This is a genomic window from Leisingera sp. NJS201, assembly GCF_004535885.1.
Classification (GTDB): Bacteria; Pseudomonadota; Alphaproteobacteria; order Rhodobacterales; family Rhodobacteraceae; genus Leisingera.
In genome coordinates, this window is the sequence record NZ_CP038234.1 from 2,281,829 (window position 1) to 2,300,887 (window position 19,059).

The 19,059-nt window shown below is 60.4% G+C and carries 15 protein-coding genes, 3 tRNA genes and 3 pseudogenes; 10 read left to right on the forward strand and 11 right to left on the reverse strand.

Going from position 1 to position 19,059, the window contains the following annotated elements:
* Positions 1-83: 83 nt before the first annotated feature.
* From rnd to ETW23_RS11250, 4 genes are all read right to left on the reverse strand, one after another.
* Positions 84-1,241, reverse strand: a complete 1,158-nt coding sequence (gene rnd / locus ETW23_RS11235) for a ribonuclease D (protein WP_134830039.1) — start codon at positions 1,239-1,241, stop codon at positions 84-86.
* Between the two features lie 75 nt (positions 1,242-1,316).
* Positions 1,317-1,913 carry a phosphoribosylglycinamide formyltransferase gene (gene purN / locus ETW23_RS11240; protein WP_134830040.1) on the reverse strand — a complete coding sequence of 199 codons (597 nt, stop codon included), beginning with the start codon at positions 1,911-1,913 and terminating at the stop codon, positions 1,317-1,319.
* Positions 1,910-2,956 carry a phosphoribosylformylglycinamidine cyclo-ligase gene (purM, locus tag ETW23_RS11245; protein WP_134830041.1) on the reverse strand — a complete coding sequence of 349 codons (1,047 nt, stop codon included), beginning with the start codon at positions 2,954-2,956 and terminating at the stop codon, positions 1,910-1,912. Before purM ends, purN begins: the two co-directional genes overlap by 4 nt.
* A 124-nt stretch (positions 2,957-3,080) precedes the next feature.
* Positions 3,081-4,061, reverse strand: a complete 981-nt coding sequence (locus ETW23_RS11250) for an MBL fold metallo-hydrolase (protein WP_134830042.1) — start codon at positions 4,059-4,061, stop codon at positions 3,081-3,083.
* A gap of 120 nt (positions 4,062-4,181) precedes the next feature.
* Between ETW23_RS11250 and ETW23_RS11255 the strand changes: the two genes are divergently transcribed.
* The 3 genes from ETW23_RS11255 to ETW23_RS11265 all read left to right on the forward strand — a co-directional run bounded on the left by ETW23_RS11255 (position 4,182) and on the right by ETW23_RS11265 (position 5,647).
* Positions 4,182-5,117 carry a LysR family transcriptional regulator gene (locus tag ETW23_RS11255; RefSeq protein ID WP_134830043.1) on the forward strand — a complete coding sequence of 312 codons (936 nt, stop codon included), beginning with the start codon at positions 4,182-4,184 and terminating at the stop codon, positions 5,115-5,117.
* A gap of 37 nt (positions 5,118-5,154) precedes the next feature.
* Positions 5,155-5,230 (forward strand) — tRNA-Ile (locus ETW23_RS11260).
* A 165-nt stretch (positions 5,231-5,395) separates the two neighbouring features.
* A complete protein-coding gene (locus ETW23_RS11265) occupies positions 5,396-5,647 on the forward strand; it encodes a hypothetical protein (protein ID WP_134830044.1) in 252 nt (83 codons plus the stop codon).
* Here ETW23_RS11265 and ETW23_RS11270 read toward each other — a convergent pair.
* Entirely contained in the window at positions 5,637-6,323 is a 687-nt protein-coding gene (locus ETW23_RS11270; protein ID WP_134830045.1) for a hypothetical protein, read from the reverse strand. The two genes, ETW23_RS11265 and ETW23_RS11270, sit on opposite strands and share 11 nt — an antisense overlap.
* A gap of 128 nt (positions 6,324-6,451) precedes the next feature.
* Here ETW23_RS11270 and ETW23_RS11275 point away from each other — a divergent pair.
* A pseudogene (locus ETW23_RS11275) lies at positions 6,452-7,643 on the forward strand (IS3 family transposase).
* Between the two features lie 196 nt (positions 7,644-7,839).
* Here the strand turns inward: ETW23_RS11275 and ETW23_RS11280 are convergent.
* Positions 7,840-8,969, reverse strand: a protein-coding gene (locus tag ETW23_RS11280) for an IS3 family transposase (RefSeq protein WP_134830046.1) whose coding sequence is annotated in 2 segments (ribosomal slippage) — positions 7,840-8,726 and positions 8,726-8,969 — 1,131 coding nt in all. Because the reading frame shifts where the segments join, the coding sequence is not laid out codon by codon here.
* Positions 8,970-9,159: 190 nt separating this feature from the next.
* On the opposite strand from ETW23_RS11280, the gene ETW23_RS11285 reads away from it, so the two are divergent.
* Entirely contained in the window at positions 9,160-9,489 is a 330-nt protein-coding gene (locus ETW23_RS11285; RefSeq protein ID WP_134830047.1) for a hypothetical protein, read from the forward strand.
* A 99-nt stretch (positions 9,490-9,588) separates the two neighbouring features.
* On the opposite strand, the gene ETW23_RS11290 is transcribed toward ETW23_RS11285, so the two are convergent.
* The 3 genes from ETW23_RS11290 to ETW23_RS11300 all read right to left on the reverse strand — a co-directional run bounded on the left by ETW23_RS11290 (position 9,589) and on the right by ETW23_RS11300 (position 12,298).
* Entirely contained in the window at positions 9,589-10,530 is a 942-nt protein-coding gene (locus ETW23_RS11290) for a hypothetical protein (protein ID WP_134830048.1), read from the reverse strand.
* The gene (locus ETW23_RS26770) at positions 10,530-10,652 is read right to left on the reverse strand and encodes a hypothetical protein (protein WP_368075831.1); all 123 of its coding nucleotides are present in this window, start codon (positions 10,650-10,652) and stop codon (positions 10,530-10,532) included. Before ETW23_RS26770 ends, ETW23_RS11290 begins: the two co-directional genes overlap by 1 nt.
* Before the next feature lie 326 nt (positions 10,653-10,978).
* Positions 10,979-12,298 (reverse strand): ATP-binding protein, encoded by a 1,320-nt coding sequence (locus tag ETW23_RS11300; protein ID WP_129371157.1) that lies wholly within the window; start codon positions 12,296-12,298, stop codon positions 10,979-10,981.
* 83 nt (positions 12,299-12,381) lie between these two features.
* Here ETW23_RS11300 and ETW23_RS11305 point away from each other — a divergent pair, with 83 nt between their 5' ends.
* The gene (locus ETW23_RS11305; RefSeq protein WP_134830049.1) at positions 12,382-13,299 is read left to right on the forward strand and encodes an MBL fold metallo-hydrolase; all 918 of its coding nucleotides are present in this window, start codon (positions 12,382-12,384) and stop codon (positions 13,297-13,299) included.
* Between the two features lie 69 nt (positions 13,300-13,368).
* A tRNA-Asn gene (locus ETW23_RS11310) sits at positions 13,369-13,443 on the forward strand.
* A gap of 722 nt (positions 13,444-14,165) precedes the next feature.
* On the opposite strand, the gene ETW23_RS11315 is transcribed toward ETW23_RS11310, so the two are convergent.
* Together ETW23_RS11315 and ETW23_RS11320 are read right to left on the reverse strand one after the other, a co-directional pair.
* Positions 14,166-14,240, reverse strand: a tRNA-Asn gene (locus ETW23_RS11315).
* A gap of 195 nt (positions 14,241-14,435) precedes the next feature.
* The gene (locus ETW23_RS11320) at positions 14,436-15,368 is read right to left on the reverse strand and encodes a LysR substrate-binding domain-containing protein (protein WP_134830050.1); all 933 of its coding nucleotides are present in this window, start codon (positions 15,366-15,368) and stop codon (positions 14,436-14,438) included.
* A gap of 104 nt (positions 15,369-15,472) precedes the next feature.
* Between ETW23_RS11320 and ETW23_RS25930 the strand changes: the two are divergent.
* The 3 genes and pseudogenes from ETW23_RS25930 to ETW23_RS11335 form a co-directional block, all read left to right on the forward strand.
* Positions 15,473-16,479, forward strand: a pseudogene (locus ETW23_RS25930) (ornithine cyclodeaminase family protein).
* Between the two features lies 1 nt (position 16,480).
* Entirely contained in the window at positions 16,481-18,010 is a 1,530-nt protein-coding gene (locus tag ETW23_RS11330; RefSeq protein WP_134830051.1) for an aromatic amino acid ammonia-lyase, read from the forward strand.
* A 329-nt stretch (positions 18,011-18,339) separates the two neighbouring features.
* Positions 18,340-19,039 (forward strand): annotated as a pseudogene (locus tag ETW23_RS11335) (IS5 family transposase); the annotation flags it as partial.
* Positions 19,040-19,059: the final 20 nt, after the last annotated feature.

Below are 19,059 nucleotides of genomic sequence, written 5' to 3' on the forward strand. Positions count from 1 at the left end.
TCAAGACCGACCGATAAGAAAAACGCCCGCAGGATTTGCGGGCGTTTTTCTTTGTGAGGATTGCTTACAGCGGCTGGGGTGTCTTACAACTCCACAACCTTTACGTCCTGACCCTTGGCAGCAAGGCCGATCTTGCCGTCACACAGCCGCAGCGCATCGGCGCCGAACACCTCATGCCGCCAGCCGTTAAGGGCCGGAACATCGCGCAGTCCCGCAGCAATAGCGTCCAGGTCCGCACTGGGTGCGATCAGCTTGGCCGCCACGCCCTCCGCTTCGGTCTTGGCCTTCAGCAGCACCCGCAGCAGATCCGCCAGCGCCGGGTTCACCTGCAGCTTTTCCTTGCTGCGGTCCATCTTGGGGTGGTCTTCGGGCGGGCAGTCGGCCCCTTTGGCCACGGCCGCCAGGATCCCTTCGGCAATAGCCCCTTTGCGCGCCTCGCGCAGCAGCAGTCGGGATCCGCCCAGATCACCGGGATTGCGCGGCTTGGTCGAGGCCAGCTCCACCAGCGCGTCATCCTTGAACACCCGGTTGCGCGGCACATTGTTGGTTTGCGCATAGGTTTCGCGGAACGCCGCCAATTCACGCACAACCGCCAGAAACTTGCCCGAGGAGGTCCGGGTTTTGACCCGTTTCCAAGCGTCCTGGGGCTGAATGTCATAGGTCGCCGGGTCGGTCAGCACCTGCAGTTCCTCGGTCACCCAGTGGGCGCGTCCGCTCTTTTGCAATTCCGCGGCCAGGAACTCATAAATCTTGCGCAGATGGGTCACATCGGCCAGCGCATAGGTCTTTTGCGCCTCGCTCAGGGGGCGGCGCGACCAGTCGGTAAAGCGCGATGTCTTGTCGACGCCCAGCTTGACGATCTTGCGCACCAGAGTTTCATAGCCGGCCTGATCGCCAAAGCCGCAGACCATCGCCGCCACTTGGGTGTCGAACAGCGGTTTCGGGAAGACTTCGGCGTCGACCCAGAAGATTTCCAGATCCTGACGGGCAGCGTGGAACACCTTGACCACGCTCTCGTCGCGGAACAGCGTATAAAGCGGCTCCAGCGAAATACCGTCGGCCAGCGGGTCAACCAGAACCGCATCGTTTTCGCCGTCGCCGGCAAAGGCCAGCTGGATCAGGCAGAGCTTGGAATAATAGGTCCGTTCCCGCAAAAACTCGGTATCCACCGTGACATAAGGATACTGTGCGGCGGTTTCGCAAAAGGCCTGCAGGTCTTCGGTGGTGGTCAAAGTTTTCATAAATTCCGGCTTTTCAATCTCATGTGGGCCGGGACGTGATACGCGCTTGTCCCGGGCAATGCAATCAGCCGGGCTTCAGCCCAGCTGAACCGGCGTTTTATCTCCCGCGGCGAAGCGGCGCAGCACGGCCGGATAAAGCAGGTGTTCCTGCACCAGAACCCGGGCCGTAAGCGTATCAGGCGTGTCGTGTTCCAGCACCGGCACCCGTGCCTGGCCCAGAATGGGGCCATCATCCAGGCGCGGCGTCACCTCATGGACGGTGCAGCCGTGCTCAACATCACCGGCCTCCAGCGCGCGGGCATGGGTATGAAGGCCCTTGTACTTCGGCAGCAACGAGGGGTGGATGTTCAGCATCCTGCCTTCGAATTGCGACACAAACCCGGCCGTCAGCACCCGCATGAAACCAGCAAGGCAAACAATATCGGCGCCAGCCTCCAGAATCGGCTTCACCAGCTCCGCCTCAAAGGCAGCGCGGTCGCTAGCAAAAGGCCTATGATCCACAGCTGCGGTGGCAATTCCGGCGGCGGCGGCCTTACGCAGACCGCCCGCTTCGGCATCATTGGACAGCACCAGGCAGGGCCGGGCCGGATGATCGCCCGTCATGCTTTCAACCAGAGACACCATGTTGGAGCCCCCGCCCGAAACCAGTATGGCGACCTTTTTCTGGCTCACAGCAGCTTGCCGGTATAACGCATCCCGGCACCAGCGGTGACAGTGCCCAGGCGGGCCACGGTCTCGCCCTCTGCGGCCAGCAGCCCGGCCAGCGCATCAGCACGCTCGGCGGAGACCGACAGGATCATGCCAATGCCGCAGTTGAAGGTCTTCAGCATTTCCGCTTCGGCGATATTGCCGGTCTCTGCCATCCACTTGAACACCGGCGGCAGCTCCCATGCGTTCAGGTCGATGTCGGCGCCCAGATCTTCGGGCAGAACCCGCGGCAGGTTTTCGGTCAGGCCGCCGCCGGTGATATGGGCCAGCGCATGCACGCCCCCTGCCCGCACTGCGGCCAGGCATTGTTTGACATAGAGCCGCGTCGGGGTCAGCAGTGCGGCGCCCAGGGTGCCTTCGCCAAACGGGCAGTCCGCGTCCCAGCCAAGGCCCGAGACCTCAACCAGCTTGCGCACCAATGAGTAGCCGTTGGAATGCACCCCGTCAGAGGCCAGGCCCAGCAGCACGTCGCCTTCCTGCACGCCTTCGGGCAGCGCCGTGCCGCGCTCCATCGCGCCGACAGCAAAGCCTGCGAGGTCGAAATCACCTTCGGGGTACATGCCGGGCATTTCAGCCGTTTCACCGCCGATCAGCGCGCAGCCAGAGCGCACGCAGCCCTCGGCAATGCCTTCGATGATGCGGGCGGCAGTTTCCGTTTCCAGCTTGCCAGTGGCAAAATAGTCGAGGAAGAACAGCGGCTCAGCGCCCTGGCAGACCAGATCATTGACGCACATTGCCACCAGGTCGATGCCAACGCCGTCCACCACGCCGGTGTCAATGGCGATCCGCAGCTTGGTGCCGACACCATCAGTGGCGCCGACCAGGATCGGGTCATTATATCCAGCAGCCTTCAGGTCGAACAGCGCGCCGAACCCGCCCAGCCCGCTGGCAACCCCAGAGCGGTTGGTGCGCTTGGCGGCCGGCTTGATCCGGTCAACCAGGGCGTTGCCCGCATCAATGTCCACGCCTGCGTCTGCATAGGTCAAGCCGTTCTTGCCGCTGGTCATCACTTGGCTCCTTCAAATCGGTTGCGCAGCCTTTAGCGCAAGGCGCATCAGAAGGGAACTAGGGAATCTGCTGCGCCATCCCGGACGGCGCAGCAGGGTGGTTTTCACGACAGTACCGCCAATCTCAGATACCAAACTGCCAGGGTGCCGCCTGATAGGCATAGGCATCGCCTTGCCGCAGCACCCGGCCCAGCGCCGGGAAGTCCAGATGCGCGCCGGTGACCAGCAGATTATCCGCCGCCGCCCGGTCCATCATTTTGCGCCGGGTCTGCGCCGTTTGCGCCGGATCGGTGTCAAAGGCGATGGTCCAGTCCGGCAGCGCAAACTGCAGCGCGGCGCTGTGGATCAGATCGCCCCAGAACAGCAGCCCCTCGCCGCCCGCATCCAGCATGAAGCCAGTGTGGCCCGGCGTGTGGCCCGGCAGCTCCAGCGCGGTGAAACCGGGGGCGGCCTCCTCCTCGCCCTGCAGCAATTTCAGCCGGCCGGCATAAGGCGCCACAGATTTACGGGCCATGTCAAAGACGCCGCGGTTGGCCTCGGGCACCCCGGCCAGGATCCCGTCATCATGCCAGAAATCCCATTCCCGTTGCGCGACCACCAGTTCGGCATTGGCAAAAACCCCGGCTCCGTCCGCGGTGATCAGCCCGCCGGAATGGTCCGGGTGGATATGGGTCAGCAGCACCGTGTTGATGCCCTCGGGCGCCACGCCCGCTGCCGCCAGCCCGGCGCCCAGCGCGCCAAGCCCCGGCCCCATCAACTCGGCTGTGCCGGTGTCGATCAGCAGCTTCTGCCCGCCGCGCTCCACCAGATAGCCGTTGACCGGGATCTGCAGCGCGCCGTCCTGCAACCGGTGCAGCCCCTGCGCCAGAACGGGTTCGGCTGCAGCAGCATCGTAATCGTTGAACAGCTGCGTCCCCAGGGGAAGATGCCCGTCCAGAAGAACCGTGATCCGGGCGTCCCCCAGGGTAAAGGAATGAATGACCGGCGCCGCTTCTGCTGCACTTTCTGCAGCCATGGCAGCGCCGCCGCCCCAAAACCCGCCTGCCAGTGCCGCCGCCGGAGCCGCCGCCAGCCCGTTCAAAAATGCCCTGCGATTGATTGTCATAAGAAACTCCGATATCCAATTGAGGAGAATTTTCCTGTGAGCCGGAAATAGCCCTGATGGTCCGGTACTTACAGCCCAGCAGATCCGATAGCAGTTATAAGCAACACTGATAGGCATTCGATGGACCGGTTCACTCTTCTTGAGACATTTACCATCGCCCTGGACGAAGGCAGCCTGAACCGGGCCGCCCAGCGCCGCGGTATCAGCCAATCCGCAGTCAGCCAGCAGATCAAGCAACTTGAAACCCTGACAGGCCAGCAATTGCTGCACCGCACCGCCAAGGGCATTCACGCCACCCGTGCAGGCGATCTGGTCTACAGCCACGCGCAGGCGCTGCTGTCCGGCTACAACCGGATGACGGCAGAACTCGACGCGCTGGAGGGCAGTGTATCGGGCACCTTCCGCATCAGCGTGAATTCTTTCCTGGGCCGAAGCGTGATCGGCCCGATGCTGTTGGAGCTGAACCAGCAGCACCCCGACCTGAATATCGTGATGCGGCTCGAGGACCGGCTGGTCGATGTGGTACGCGAAGGCTACGATCTGGCGATCCGCACCGGGCGGCTGGGGGATACCGACGGGTTCGGACGCAAGATCTCGACTTTGGAAACGGTGCTGTTTGCCACACCGGAATATCTGGACCGCGAAACCCGGCCGCAGAAACCGGAAGACCTGCAGCGGCTCAAATTCATCCAGCACCACGAGGATCAGACCCGCGGTTTCTTCCCGCTGCGCCGCGGCGGGCAGGAGTTTCCGGCGCCGGTGCAGGTCGGCTTTACCGCCGATGACCCGGATCTGATCATGCGGGCCGTCAGCAGCGGTACCGGATATACCCGCGCGCCCCGCTTCATGATCGAGGCGCAGCTTGCCTCTGGCGAATACGAACTGGTGCTGCCCGGCTATGAGGCGCCCCTCAAAGAAGTCTTTGCCGTCTACCCCTCCCGCCGCACCCCGGACCGGCGCCGGGATCTGACCATCGAGAACACGGTGGCGCGGCTGGAGGCACTGCTCCAGCCCCGCACGGCAAATTCACCGGTGCGCCCTGCAATCACCGCTTGACCTCGCCCGCCCCATTTCCTAACCACAAACCCATGGCGGGCCTGTAGCTCAACGGTTAGAGCAGAGCGCTCATAACGCTTTGGTTGCAGGTTCGAATCCTGCCGGGCCTACCACACCGCTATAAAAATGCAGTGTTTTCAACGCGCAAGGTGTACCGCACCAGCAAGACACCACCTCATAAGTTTCAATGAGTTATGAGCAAGGTGTACCGCAGTTTTGACGTTCGAATTCCCGAAAAAGGCGAGAATACAGGGCGAGGGAGAGGCGGAAAAACTGACATGCTCACCATCCAAGTTACATGCGCCTGCGGGCACTTTGCCAAGGTCATCGACGAGCAGGCGATAGTGCGCTGGAAGCCCATGGAGCCGATGACTTTCCGCTGCTCCAACTGCGGCATGGCCGGTAAGACCGATGCACGCCTGGCCTGGGACATCGGTATCAATCCAATGGAATCGGCCTACGCCAACGGAATGAAGGGTCTGGAAGGCTTATCGACAGGTGCGAGAACCAAGCCTTCGCTTAAGTCATAGACGTTCCAGAGTTGGCCGCAGTCAGGCGCTCTAGGAACACATCCACGCCGTCCCGCACTTGACGACACCGTGTTTCTAAAGACAGCCCTCTGTCCCAATTTGATAGCGTCAGATCATCAAGCATTACCTTGAGAAGGCACAGCGTTTGGAATGCTAGCTCCATCAGATCGTCGTTCGCCAGTCCAAAACCATTTGGGTCACCTATGCCTGCACGCTTTCGGTCCCTGCTTTTGCCAACAATCAGCATATGGGCAAGAGCTTCGGACCGGAACACACGCAGCTTGGGAATAAGCGCGTCGTATTGAACTTTGTCAAAAATCGATTTGCCCTTCCCGTTTGCCCTTAAGCACCTGAAACCAAGATAATCGTACTGAGCATAGAACTTGACCAGAACTGGAAGGGACAACTTTTCATTCCCGACGCCACTCTTCGGAGCAGCTTCCCAGAGCCGGCAAACTGACAACGCCAAACTCTCAAAGGACGACTCGAACAAGAAATTCAAGGTCGGTGCGGTATCCCCAAGTGCCCTGTGAAATTCAGCATTGCCTTTCTCAAAGCACACTTCCGCGAATATGAAATGATTGAGTATTGTATCGAACTCCAACCGGAGACGATACCGAAACTCCAGGTGCAGGGAATTGAGCTGCCCTACCGTCGGGCTACCGGCATCAGCCATTATTCAAACTATCCTATTGTACAATCCGGTTAGTAACTCCGAGGACTGTGAGCTACCCCCTGAATTTCGGACACTGACGTAAGCTGCGATTTGCTGTCTGCTGATCTTCGACGAAGAGGAGATCAGAGATGTCGAAACGGAAGAACCATTCGCCCGATTTCAAAGCGAAAGTCGCGCTTGAGGCTCTGAAGGGCGAGCGGACTGTTGCTGAGCTGGCGAGCCAGTTTGGCGTTCACCCAACGATGATCCACAGCTGGAAGCGGGCTCTTCTGGAGGGCGCGTCCGGCGTGTTCAAGCGCGGCGGCAGGAAGCCCCAGGAGATTGACGAAGAACAGGTCAAAGAGCTGCACGCCAAGATTGGGGAGCTGGCCGTTGCCAACGATTTTTTGTCACGAAAGCTCAAACCGTGGATCGGCAAGTGAGGAGGAAAATGATCGAGCCTGCCAATGCCAATCTGCCCATTAGCAAGCAGTGCAAGCTGCTGTCGATCTCGCGGTCGTCGTTCTATTATCAGCCCAAAGGCGAGACGGCTCTGAACCTGATGCTGATGCGCCGGATCGACGAACAGTTCCTGGAAACGCCGTTCTTCGGTGTGCGGCAGATGACTTGGCATCTGCGCAATGAAGGTCATTTGGTGAACGAAAAGCGGATCAGGCGGCTGATGAGGGTGATGGGGCTCATGCCGATCTACCAGAAGCCCAACACCCGCTGCCCGGCAGCACATGCAAAGCATGTGCGAGAGGGGGCAGGGCTGCGAAGGGGCACAAGACCTACCCCTATCTGCTGCGTGGTCTGCGGGTGGGGCGCCCGAACCAGGTCTGGGCGGCAGACATCACCTATCTGCCAATGCGCAAGGGGTTCCTGTATCTGGTGGCGATCATTGACTGGCACACGCGCAAGGTGCTGGCCTGGCGCATCTCGAACACGCTGGAAGCGGACTTCTGTGTCGAGGCGCTGAACGAGGCCATCCACAAGTTCGGCCCGCCCGAGATCATGAATACAGATCAGGGCAGCCAGTTCACGTCCTTCGCCTGGACGGACAGGCTGTGGCGATCCGGTGTGCGCATCTCGATGGATGGCAAAGGCCGGTTCCTCGATAACATCTTCGTCGAGCGGCTTTGGCGGAGCCTGAAATACGAATGCGTCTACTTGCATGCTTGGGAGACCGGATCAGAGGCGAAGGTCGGCGTCGGAAAGTGGATCGAGTTCTACAACCGAAAACGCCCACATTCCGCCCTTGGCGGCAAACCCCCGGCCGTGGTCTATTGGCCGAGAAAACACAAAACCCAACCCGATCAGCAGGAGCAGAGAGTAGCTTAAATTACGCCAGAACCTGTCCAACAATTGGGGAGTAGCTCAGTACTGCTCGATTTTCTGAAGCTCTGCGACGGCAGTATCCAATTTGGACGTCATCAGCTCCAGTTCTCGCAATTTAAATTCACCCAAAGGAAAACTCCTTTTCTGAACTCAGGCCAGTCTGGACCTGTCGCGTTTTCGTGCCGCCCCAAGTGCTCGTTTAAGCCACTTTCCGTTCAAACGCGACAGGGCTTTTCCAGCCCAATGCTGAGTGACGGCGGCGCGGATTGTAGAAGCCGTTGATGTATTCGAAGATCGCCATTTCAGTCTGCCGCCGTGTTTCCCAAGACCGTCGCCAGATCAACTCAGCCTTGATGGTCTTGAAGAACGTCTCAACAGCGGCGTTGTCATAGCAATTTCCCTTCCCACTCATCGATACCTTGAACCCGTGTTGGCGCAGGATCTTCTGATAGTCGTGAGAACAATATTGCGATCCACGGTCCGTGTGGTGAATGCAGCCCTTCGGCGGTGTCCGGAACGCAGTTGCCATGTTCAACGCACGGATCGCCAGGTCACGTTTCATGCGGTTTCTCACGGCCCAGCCAATGACGCGCCGAGAGTGCAGATCAAGGATCACAGCAAGATACAGCCAACCCTCGCGCGTCCAGATATAACTGATGTCGCCAGCCCATTTCTGGTTGGGTTGGCTGGCTGCGAAGTCCCGGTCCAGCAGGTTTGGCGCAATGTTGAACTTGTGGTCACTATCTGTCGTGCCCTTGTGTTTACGTGTGCGCACAACAGATATGCCGTTCAGGCGCATCAACCTGCCCACACGGCGGTGGCCGACATCCAAACCGATCTCTTTCAGCTCCTCTGTCATGCGCGGGCGACCATAGCTGCCAAGGCTGAGACGGGATTGCTCTTTGATATGGGCCAATGTCACCATATCAGACCGCTGCCTGCGGCTTGCTGGGCGACGACGGAAAGCCCTCAAGCCACGCGTGCTGACTCCGACAACATCGCACAGCCGGTTGGCTGGAAAGTGGCCCCTGTGTTCTTCGACGAACCTAAATCTCATTGCTTTAGGCCCGCAAAGAACTGGGTGGCCTTTTTTAGGATCTCCCTCTCCTCCTTCAAGAGACGGTTCTCACGTCGAAGTCGGTCATTCTCTTGGGCGAGACTCAAATCCTCTTTCGAAACCACGTCAGTATCTCGATGTGCCGTGATCCACTTGTTCAGCGTCGACATTCCGACACCCAAATCGTCAGCCACCTGTTTACGCGTAAGCCCACTGGTCAGCGCGATACGCACCGCATCCTGCCGAAATTCGTCCGTCCGTTTCAGTCCCATAGTCAGTCTCCTTTGTTGCGGTAAATGCTATCAAAGGAGCGGCATCAAACCGCGACAGGTCCATCTGGAGACCTATAAGGCGAAGCTCAAGAACATCGACCTGGAGATTGCGGGCCTCGGCAAGGAGCTGAACAAGCTGCTGGATAAGCAGGGCAAGCTCGACAAGGAGATCGAGAAGAAGCTGGACAAAATGGCCAAGGACCGGGGCTACAAGAGCAAGAAACTGGACGGGCTGTTTACAGCCATGGAAGCGGCCCGCAAGGCCACGGCCAAGCTGATCAAGGATATCGAGGCTTATCATGTCAGCATCAAACCGGCCGAGAAATTCCGCGACAATGCACAGAAGGCCGTTGATGCCTTGCGCCACAAGGACCCGGTCTGGACCAAATGGGCAATCTGGATCGGCAGCCTGGGCCTTACGACCGCAGTGACCAGCATCGCATCGGGCGGAGAAAACCTGATCAAGGCAGCCTCGGCCATTGAACAGGGTTTCACCGCACTGTCCAAGGAACTTGCCTGAACCTGGCAGCACGCTTGCGGGCCGCTGAAGACAGCGGGCCGCAAGCAGCCTGTCCAGACCAGCCCTGGCAAGATATTGCACCCCCAGCCCCGCCCACGGTCATACCCCGCGCTTGCTATTGAGCCAGGCAGTCAGGCCTGCCGTCTCCGCTGCCGTCAGCGCCCTGTTGACCACACCATAGGCGTAAAGCTTTTGGCTGACCGGCAAATCCCGCAGCCCCGCGGCGATGGTCAGACCGCCGCTGATCACCACACCGGTTTCATCTGCGCGCCATTCTGTGGCCTGCGTTCCCAGATCCGGCAGCGGTACCGTCAAACGATCGTCAACCAGGTCGTGTGACAGATACCAGGCGCTGCTGGAGGGCTCCTGCATCAGCAGCGGCCTGAAACTGTCCCCTCCCTCCTGCAACGCATGGAGGCCGGGGACATTGCGCACCGCAACATTGCGCACCGATCCTTGGGTCGCGGGTGTGCCCTCGATCCAGAAGTTGCCGCCGGAACCGTCGCCGCGCAGCAGAACCTCAACCGTGCCATTGGTGACCTGCCAGGGGCCAATCCCTGTATCATCCGCACTGGTCCCCACCCTGGCGCGGAAGCCCCCCGACAGAAAGCCGAAGACTTCGTAAGAGACGAGATACCAGTCCCCCACCGTGATCCCGGCCCCATCCTTGTAGACATAGGACGTGCCGGAACCATCACCGGTGCAAGTAAAGCTGCCGTCGCCGTTGTCCGCGAATTTCCTGGTGGTTGAGAACGGTGCCGCGAACAGCTCCGTCCCCTGCCCGCTGAGGCGCTGCGCCAGCGGCCCGGCGCCCGCAGCGGCCATTACACCCTGTGCGCCATCCAGTATCAGCGCCACCGGATCGCCCGGGCCGGCCACCGGCACCCGGCCTTTGAGGTCCTGGAACATCCTGCCGGTGCTGGACGGATCCCAATAGCCGCCAAGCGCGCCGGGCGCGGCAAACAAGGCAGCGGGCGTGAACGGGTGCTGTGCAGCCGCCAGACCGGTCAGCCTGGTGGCGGAATGCCCCAGCCCCAGCATCAGTACCACCCAGCCACGGATGCGGTCGTACCGGTCGCTTCAATGCCCGCGGCGGAAAACCCGATGGTTTCACCGGCGGTAACCACATAGGTGATGATTGTGCCCGCCTCATCGCGCAGCACCAGATCCCCGAGGCCAGCACCCGCAGCACCCGCGGCCGGACCGGCAGGTCGGTGCCGTCCTGCGGCGTGATCACCATGTGATGAGCAGCAGGGCTTTCCAGCCCGCGGCGGTGGTTGGAAAACGGATCAATCTGAGGCATGAGAGCTCTCCCAACAGTGTTTCTTTCCCGGACAAGCTGCCCGGGGCCCGATTGATAGCTGCAAAGAAAGAAGATTGGGAAAAGCAGGCGTGCGCTTCAGGCCGCCACCGCGCAACACCTGACGGCATTCAGGCGCCCGCCCCGCGCGGCGGCCAGTTCGGTTTAGCGGCCAGTTCGGCTTAGCGGTCAGCGCGCAATTACGATGTCAGCCTTCAGCCCGCCCAGATCCGTGCTTTCGCCCAGCCGCAATGTGCCGCCATGGGCACGTGCTATGTCCGCCACAATCGCCAGCCCCAGACCAACACCAGACCCGCGGTCCTGGTTGCGGGCCGGATCCAGCCGGGTGAAGGGGCGGATGGCATCGCCGCGCTGGCTGGCTGGTATGCCGGGGCCGTCATCCTCGACCCGGATCCGCATGGAGCGTTCGGTCATCGCCACAGAAACCCGCGCTTGGGAGCCATAGCGCACGGCATTGGATATCAGGTTCTCCACTGCCCGCCGCAGCGGCTGGCGGCGCAGCATCACCTCTCCTTCGCCGGACATCTCTCCCAGCGCCACCTGTTTTTCCTGGCGCTGCCAATCGCTGATGATGGTGCGGACCAGCTCTTGCGGGTCCACCGGCTCCGGTTCGCTTATCGTCGCCCCCCGGGAAAAATCCAGAAATGCGTCCAGCAGCGCTTGCATCTCATCCACGTCGCGCAGCATCGGCGCGGCGTCCTCCTCGTCCAGCATCGCCAGCTCCAGCTTCATCCGCGTCAGCGGCGTGCGCAGATCATGGCTAACCCCCGACAGCATCAGCGTGCGCTGCTCGATCTGGCGCTCCAGCCGGGCCCGCATGTCCAGAAAGGCGCTCCCGGCTGCCCGCACCTCCAGCGCGCCGGCGGGCGAATAGGGCACTGCCCGGCCGCGCCCGAAAGCCTCAGCCGCATTGGCCAGCCGCTTGATCGGGCGCAGCTGGTTGCGCATGTAAAGGAAGGAAATCAGCATCATCAGAAAGCCGAACAACAGCATGGTGACAATCAGCTGATGCGGTGCTGCGGCGGTTACCCGGCGGCGGTCAAAGCTGAGTTCCATCAGCCCATGCGCCGAGCCGAAATAGACCTGCACCCTGCGGTCCGCCGGGAACCGCGCCGCGAGAAACCCCGGAAACGTCTTTTCCAGCTCTTCGCGCACCACCCGGCCGGAAAACTCAATCAGGCTGAACTGATCCTCCGGCAGCGGCGCACCGGGCGGCAGAAACCGCGCCTGCATTTTCAGCGGCTGCAGCAGCGGCCCCATCTGCGCCAATGCGGCCTCCTGATCCGGTGCCGTATCCGCCACCTGGCGCAGCAGCTCGAACTCACGCTGGAGGGTTGCCGTCATCTGCACGGTCACATCCTCCAGGTCGCGTTTGATGAACACGACGGACACCACTATTTGCAATGCCACAATGGGCACCACCAGGATCAAAGCCGCACGGGCATAAAGACTGCGCGGCATATATCGTTTGAGCCATTTGAAGAACATGGGCTAAGCCTATAGGGCGGTTGGAAAAGAGGAAAGACGATCCAGGCGCGCACCGGCCAGGAAAACAGCAGCGGAGCAAGACCATGCAGGCACCGGATGAATTCAACCCGCAGGCAGGCCGGGCCGAGGAACTGGAGCCAGGCCTGCGCCGCATCCTGGCACCGAATCCCTCGCCGATGACTTATCGCGGCACCAATACCTATATGATCGGGACCGGCGGCCTGGCCGTCATTGATCCGGGGCCGGACTCTGCGCCGCATCTTGCCGCGATCCTGGCCGCCGTGCAGCCGGGCCAAATGATCACCCACATCATCGTGACCCACAGCCATCTGGACCACTCCCCGCTGTCCCGGGCGCTGGCCCAGGCAACCGGCGCGCCGGTCTATGCCTTTGGCGGCCCCGCAGCCGGGCGCAGCGCAGTCATGTGCCAGCTGGCCGCCGACGGGTTGGCCGGCGGCGGCGAGGGCATCGACAGCGGATTCTCTCCAGACATCACCGTCGGCGACGGCGAAATGATCCGCGGCGACGGCTGGGAACTAGAGGTCATCCACACACCCGGCCACCTTGGCAATCACATTGCGCTGGCTTGGGGCGACGCCTGTTTCACCGCCGATCATGTGATGGGCTGGGCCAGTTCGCTGGTGTCGCCGCCGGATGGCGACCTGACGGAATTCATGGCCTCCTGCCGCCGCCTGCGCCAGCGCGGCTGGCGTGTTTTCCACCCAGGCCACGGCGCCCCGGTCCACGATCCTGCCGGAAGGCTGGACTGGCTGACCGCCCACCGCGAATCCCGCGAGGCCGCAATTCTGGACGCGCTTCAAATTGCGCCGGCCAGCGCAGCCTCTTTGGCCCGGCAGATTTATACCGAGACCCCGCCGGCTTTGCTAAAGGCTGCTGAGCGCAACGTTTTCGCTCACCTTGTTGACCTCACCGGCCGCAAGTTGGCCGCGCCGCAAGGCGTCCTTTCTGCCACCGCTGTATTCGAACAGCGCGGCGGTTGATTTTTTTCGAAAAAGTCCTCCGAACCCTCTGGACGCCTGATCCCGAGGGCGCTATACGGCACGGACCGTTCCGGCGTAGCTCAGCGGTAGAGCAGTTGACTGTTAATCAATTGGTCGTAGGTTCGATCCCTACCGCCGGAGCCAAAGAATTCAAGGACTTAGCGATTGCCCGCTAGGTCCTTTTTCTTTTCAAGCACAGAATAAGCACAGAAAACACTGCCCGGATCGGTGACATCGGATCTTTTGTCATCCATTTGCACATGTACGTCCTAACCATTGGCCTGCAAACGCTTTTTCTCCTCCGCCGCATATTGAAGGAGCGGCTTGCCCTTTTCCTTAGCTGTTGCAAACACGCATGGTTTCGGCACCATCGGCAAAGACCTTGGTGGCTACACCTCTGGGCCGCACGAACGTGTTTTTTGACGAATACTCAGTCATCAGATACTCCCCCGGCCTCCTGTGGCGTCCCCTGGACTGCTTCGGCATCAATCGTGTCGTGTCGCATAGACCATGTAGTCAGGTGATTGGTCGATGGGGTGCGCCGTTTGATCATTGACCTATAAAGCGAGTTGATCGCCGAGATCAGAGGCGTTCTCGACTTTGAGGTTTGCCGTGCTGTTCAAAACCGTGACTGTGACGGCTGCGGTCGCCCCGCCGGTAGAGGCGGAGAACGTCATGGCGTTCCTTTCATGGTGTTGCGCGCCCAAGAGCCAAGCCAGTCGAACCCGCCTTGAGTTTGATCTTCTCAATGCTCCGGCTCCCGCAGGGTGGGGGTAATCGGATGTGACAGAGAATGTGCCCAGAACGACAAAAGCGCCCCGGAATGGAGCGCTTTGTCGTTTAATTCCAACTCCTTAAGGGGAAGTTGGCTCCGGCGGTAGGGATCGAACCTACGACCAATTGATTAACAGTCAACTGCTCTACCGCTGAGCTACGCCGGAATACGAGATGCGGTATAGGAATAACTCCAATGGACGTCCAGAGGGAATTTGCGGTTTTGAACAACTTTTTTCGCCCCCGCTTGAGGGGCCGTTTTTGCCGGGAAGAACCGCAAGTCCTCCAAGGCCTGCCAACCTCCAATCAGCCGCCGGGCAGGCCCCCGAATTGCACGCGCAAGACTGATGCCTGCGGTACGGCTAGTGCGTATCTTCAGGTGCATCCTTCGGGAACAATTCCTCCAAAAACGCCTGCAGCGGCGGGTTCTTTTCAGCCGCACCGGTTTGCTGAGCAGCAGAATGCGGCACGATAGCAAAATAAGCGTACGGCAGCGGCAGGCCAGGTTCACCAACCACGACGCCAAGATTGGCGGGGTGTTTTGCCTGCGCCAGCATCTTTGGCACCAATGCAATGCCTGCCCCCTGTCTGGCGAGTTCCAGGGCAACCGCAGCGCCGCCGACACGCAGGCCTTTGCGCATGTTCGGGTTTCTGGCCAGGCCAGCGGCCCGGAACCAGTTTGCCCAGGTCGGATGCGACGCATACTGCTCTCCCCAATCAGTATGAATCAGCAAAGCGTCCGGCACTGCGGCAATTCCGGATCCCGCCACATGGCAGTCGTAAAACGCTTGTGTGCAAAACGGATGGGCGACGTCTTTGAACAATGGCAGCTGGGTGTGCTGCGGATAAAGATGGCTCTCATACGTAATCCTAAGATCGGTACGCGTATTCAACAGATCGACCGGATCAGCTTCGATCCGCAGCTCGATCCCGGTGCCGGGAAACGCCTCCCGAAAGCGCGAAATGGCGGGGGCAACCCAGTTTTCTGCCAAAGACTGGATTGTGCTGACTGCAAGGCCGGAGCGGGCCTCAGCTTCAATGAGGTTCTCCGTGGCCGTCGATATGACCGTCAATGCTTCGGAAATTGCCGGGTAATAGGTCCGCCCGGCATCGGTCAGCAGCAGACGGTTATTCAACCGGTGAAACAGCGTTTTCCCAAGAAACGCTTCTGCATTCTTGACCTGCATACTGACTGCGGCAGGCGACACGCCAAGTTCGGACGCCGCAGGCGTGAACCCGCCCAAACGCACTGCAGCCTCGAATGCTTTGAGTGCATTCAATGGAGGAAGGAGCATGGAAGCGGCCCTTTTGATTCAGAAAACCTTAGGCCAGCCTCACATTTTTCGATCTGTAAAGACATCACACAAACGCCATCATGCCCAAAACGGGAGTGACAGACATGGCGCGCATAGAGATCGAATACCTGGGACAGCCGGAAGTGGACCGGGTGGCTCTCAGCAATGACGACATACTGGATGCGGTTGAGCAGACTTTGGCTGCAGCCGGCCGGAACAAAACCGTCATCGAACCGCGGATGCATCTGACGCCGGATCCGGCGTTCAACGGGCACTTCAATGTGCTGCGCGGGTATGTGGCGCCGCTGGACTATGCAGGGGTCAAGATCGTGGGGGATTACGTCGACAATTACAAACAGGGCCTGCCGTCAGAGCTGGCGCTTTTGAACCTGTTTTGCCCCAGAACCGGGGCACCGCGCGCCGTGATCGACGCCGCCGGCATTACCGATATGCGCACTGGTGCGCTGACGGCCCTGGGTGCCAAATGGCTGGGGCCGAAGACCCGAAGATCCTGGGCCATGTCGGCGCGCGCGGCACCTCGTACTGGAATGTGCGGCTGCTGGATCATCTGTTCGACTTCGAGGAAATCCGCATCCATTCGCGGCGCCCTGAAAGCCGGGAGGCCTTTGCCGAACGGCTGCGCCAGGATCTGGGCAAAGACGTGACCGTGACCACCAGCTGGCAAAGCTGCCTGGAGGGCGCTGATATTCTGGTCGAGGCAACGCGGCTTAGCACCCCTGCCCCGATGTTTAACCGGGCCTGGGTCAAGCCGGGTGCCTTTGTGGTGCCTTACGGAACCATGAGCACCCTGCCGCTGGATTTCATCGAGGGTTTTGACAAGCTTGTCATGGATGATCTGGGGCAGATGCGTGCCGGGCACCTTGGGGCGCTGAGACCGCACATCGATGCGGGCCTGGTCAGCGAAGAGACGTTTTATGCCGAGATCGGCGAAATCGCTGCAGGATTGAAACCGGGGCGCGAGGCGGACAGCGAAACAATTCTGTTCTGGCACCGCGGCATGTCCACAAGCGATATCGCCCTTGGGGCAAAGATACTGGAGCGCGCCAGAGAACTGGGGATCGTTCAGAACCTGCTTTATCGGGATACCTGACATGAAAACGCTAAGACTGGATGGCACGTCGCTGACGGTTGCGGATCTTGACCGGGCCGCGCATGGGAACTGGCAGCTGGACCTCGCCCCGGAAGGGCTTGCCAGAATGAGCCGGACACATGCGCTGGTCGCGCGGGCCATCGCAGGAAAAACCCCGGTTTACGGCGTGACAACCGGATTGGGCGCGCGGGCGACCGAGGTATTAGGTGCAGACGCACTTGCTGATTTTTCACTGCAGACGCTGCGGGGACGTGCCCATGCCATCGGCCCATTGGCCGCGCCCGAAGTGGTGCGGGCAGGTTTGATCGTCCGGCTGAACACGATGCTTGGCGGTTACAGCGCAGCCCGGCCCGAGGTCGCCCGGCATATTGCCACTTGCCTGAATGCGGGTCTTGTCCCGGTGACCGGCTCCCTTGGGTCAATCGGTGCGGCGGATCTGGTGCTGAATGCCGCAACCGGGCTTGCGCTGATCGGCGAAGGCGAGATGTATGCCAGCAATGGCAGCAATGGCAGCATCGGCCCCAGCGCCGAACTGATGCAAGCTCATGGGATTACGCCCTTAAAGCTGGCACCGCGCGACGGGCTGGCGCTGGCCAATCACTCCTGTGCAACCGCCGCCAGGGCCGCGCTGTCCGTGTCCAAAGCCGCAACCGCCTTTGAAGCGGTGCAGACCTCTGCCGCGATGTCGATGGAAGGGTTCCGGGCGAATACCGGTCCTTTGGACGAAACCATTTTGTCCATTAAACCCCATCCCGGCCATCTGAAGGCAGCATCGGGCCTGCGCAACCGGCTGGCTGACAGTGCGCTGTTTGAAACCGGCCAGGCCCGGCGCCTGCAGGATCCGCTGTCGTTTCGCAATGTTGCGCAGATCCATGGCACCGCCAAAACTGCGCTGGACCGGGCCATGGACTGCGTGCAAATCGAGATCAGCAGTGCCAGCGACAATCCGGTTGCCCTGGCCGAACGCAAAAAATTGGTGTCTTGCGGCGCCTATTTCACATCCGAGATTACCAGTGTTGCCGAAACCCTAAGCCGGTCGTTTGTCCCATTAGCCATGGCACAGCTTGCCCGCGCCGCCAAACTTCTGAATCCCGAATTCAGCGGCTTGCCCAGTTTTCTGGCAATGCCGGACAGCGCCTCCAACGGGTTCGCCCCGGTCATGAAGGTGGCTGAATCCCTGGTCGCCGAGATCGCGCATGCCGCCCAATCGATACCGGTTTGGCCCAGCGTGAATGCAAATGGAGTGGAGGATTGCCTGACAGGTTCCCCGGCAGCCGTCAGCGCGCTGGACAGGATCGCTGACAATGTCTTTCACCTGACGTCGATTGAATTACTGATTGCCTGCCAAGCAATAGAGCTTCGCAAAGGCAGCGGCAATTGCGGCGGGTTTCTCGCTGGTATGAACAATCAGGTCCGAAAGATCTCGCCCGCGCTGCGCGACGACCGGCCGCTTGCCAAAGATATCGAAAACCTGTCAGCCACCCTGAAAGAAAATCGCATCGCTTTCTGCCCCCCTGACGCAAGCGAATGAACACTTCAGATGCGGCGACCTGATTGCAAAGGCACGATCCGGCCGGCAATCAGCCCCGCCCATGCGACACACGTTTTTGGAGTGGTGACTTAAAACATGGCTGAAATCTGCGGGGGCCGCTTTTGCAATTACCCTCGCCGCGGCTGCGCGCTGCAAACGGTATAGTTGTTTTTTTGAAGCCTGAAGCGCGGCAAGGAGTTATTGCCGCGCCTCATTTTTGATCAAGCCCCTACGCGAAAGTAAGGTCGATATTTTCGATATCTGGGGCTCTTGTTGCACAAATCTCCTGAAGGATTCACTGTGTGAATCCAGCATGATAGCTGGAGGGCATGAGCAGTTGGCCACCCACGAAGTACAAGACGAAGAATTGGCCGCCGTGTAACACGGCGTTGAAGCAGCGCGGACCGCTGTTGATTTGGTTTGAGCCCGAGATGATCTGGGTCCCACCGCCGAACGGTAATCGCGGTCGGCAGCAGAGTTTCAGTGATGCGGACATCCAAGCGTGCTGACCTTGAAGGTGCTGTTTGGAATGCCGCTGCGTCAGACGGCCGGGTTCGTTGTGAGCCTGTTGCGCCTGGCCGGATTGGACTGGCCCGCACCCGGTTTCAGCAAATTGAGCCGCCGTCAAAAGACGCTGAACGTGAGCTTGCCCTATCGCGGCGGCAGCGGCCCGCTGAACTTGCTGACCGATAGTACAGGCATCAAGGCCGAGGGCGAATGGAACGCCCGCAAGCCCCCTGTCGCACCTGCTATGCATGTGCTGCCGGGCAGCGGGCCGCTCGAAGCGCCGTATCTGGCGCAAGATACACATCCCTTGCCTGGCAGTCGTTTGCGGCGCAAACGATGAGAAGGGGGATCGATGCGGAAACGCTGGAGGTCCGCGCCGTTGAAGTCACGGCCAGCGATACCGGCGATGCGCCCATGCTGCCGGAATTACTCGACCAAATCCCGCCTGATCAGGACATCGGATCAGTGACCGCAAACGGGGCCTGTGATACGCGCAAATGCCACGGCGTGATTGCCGCTCGCAAGGGCCTTGTTGCAAAAAT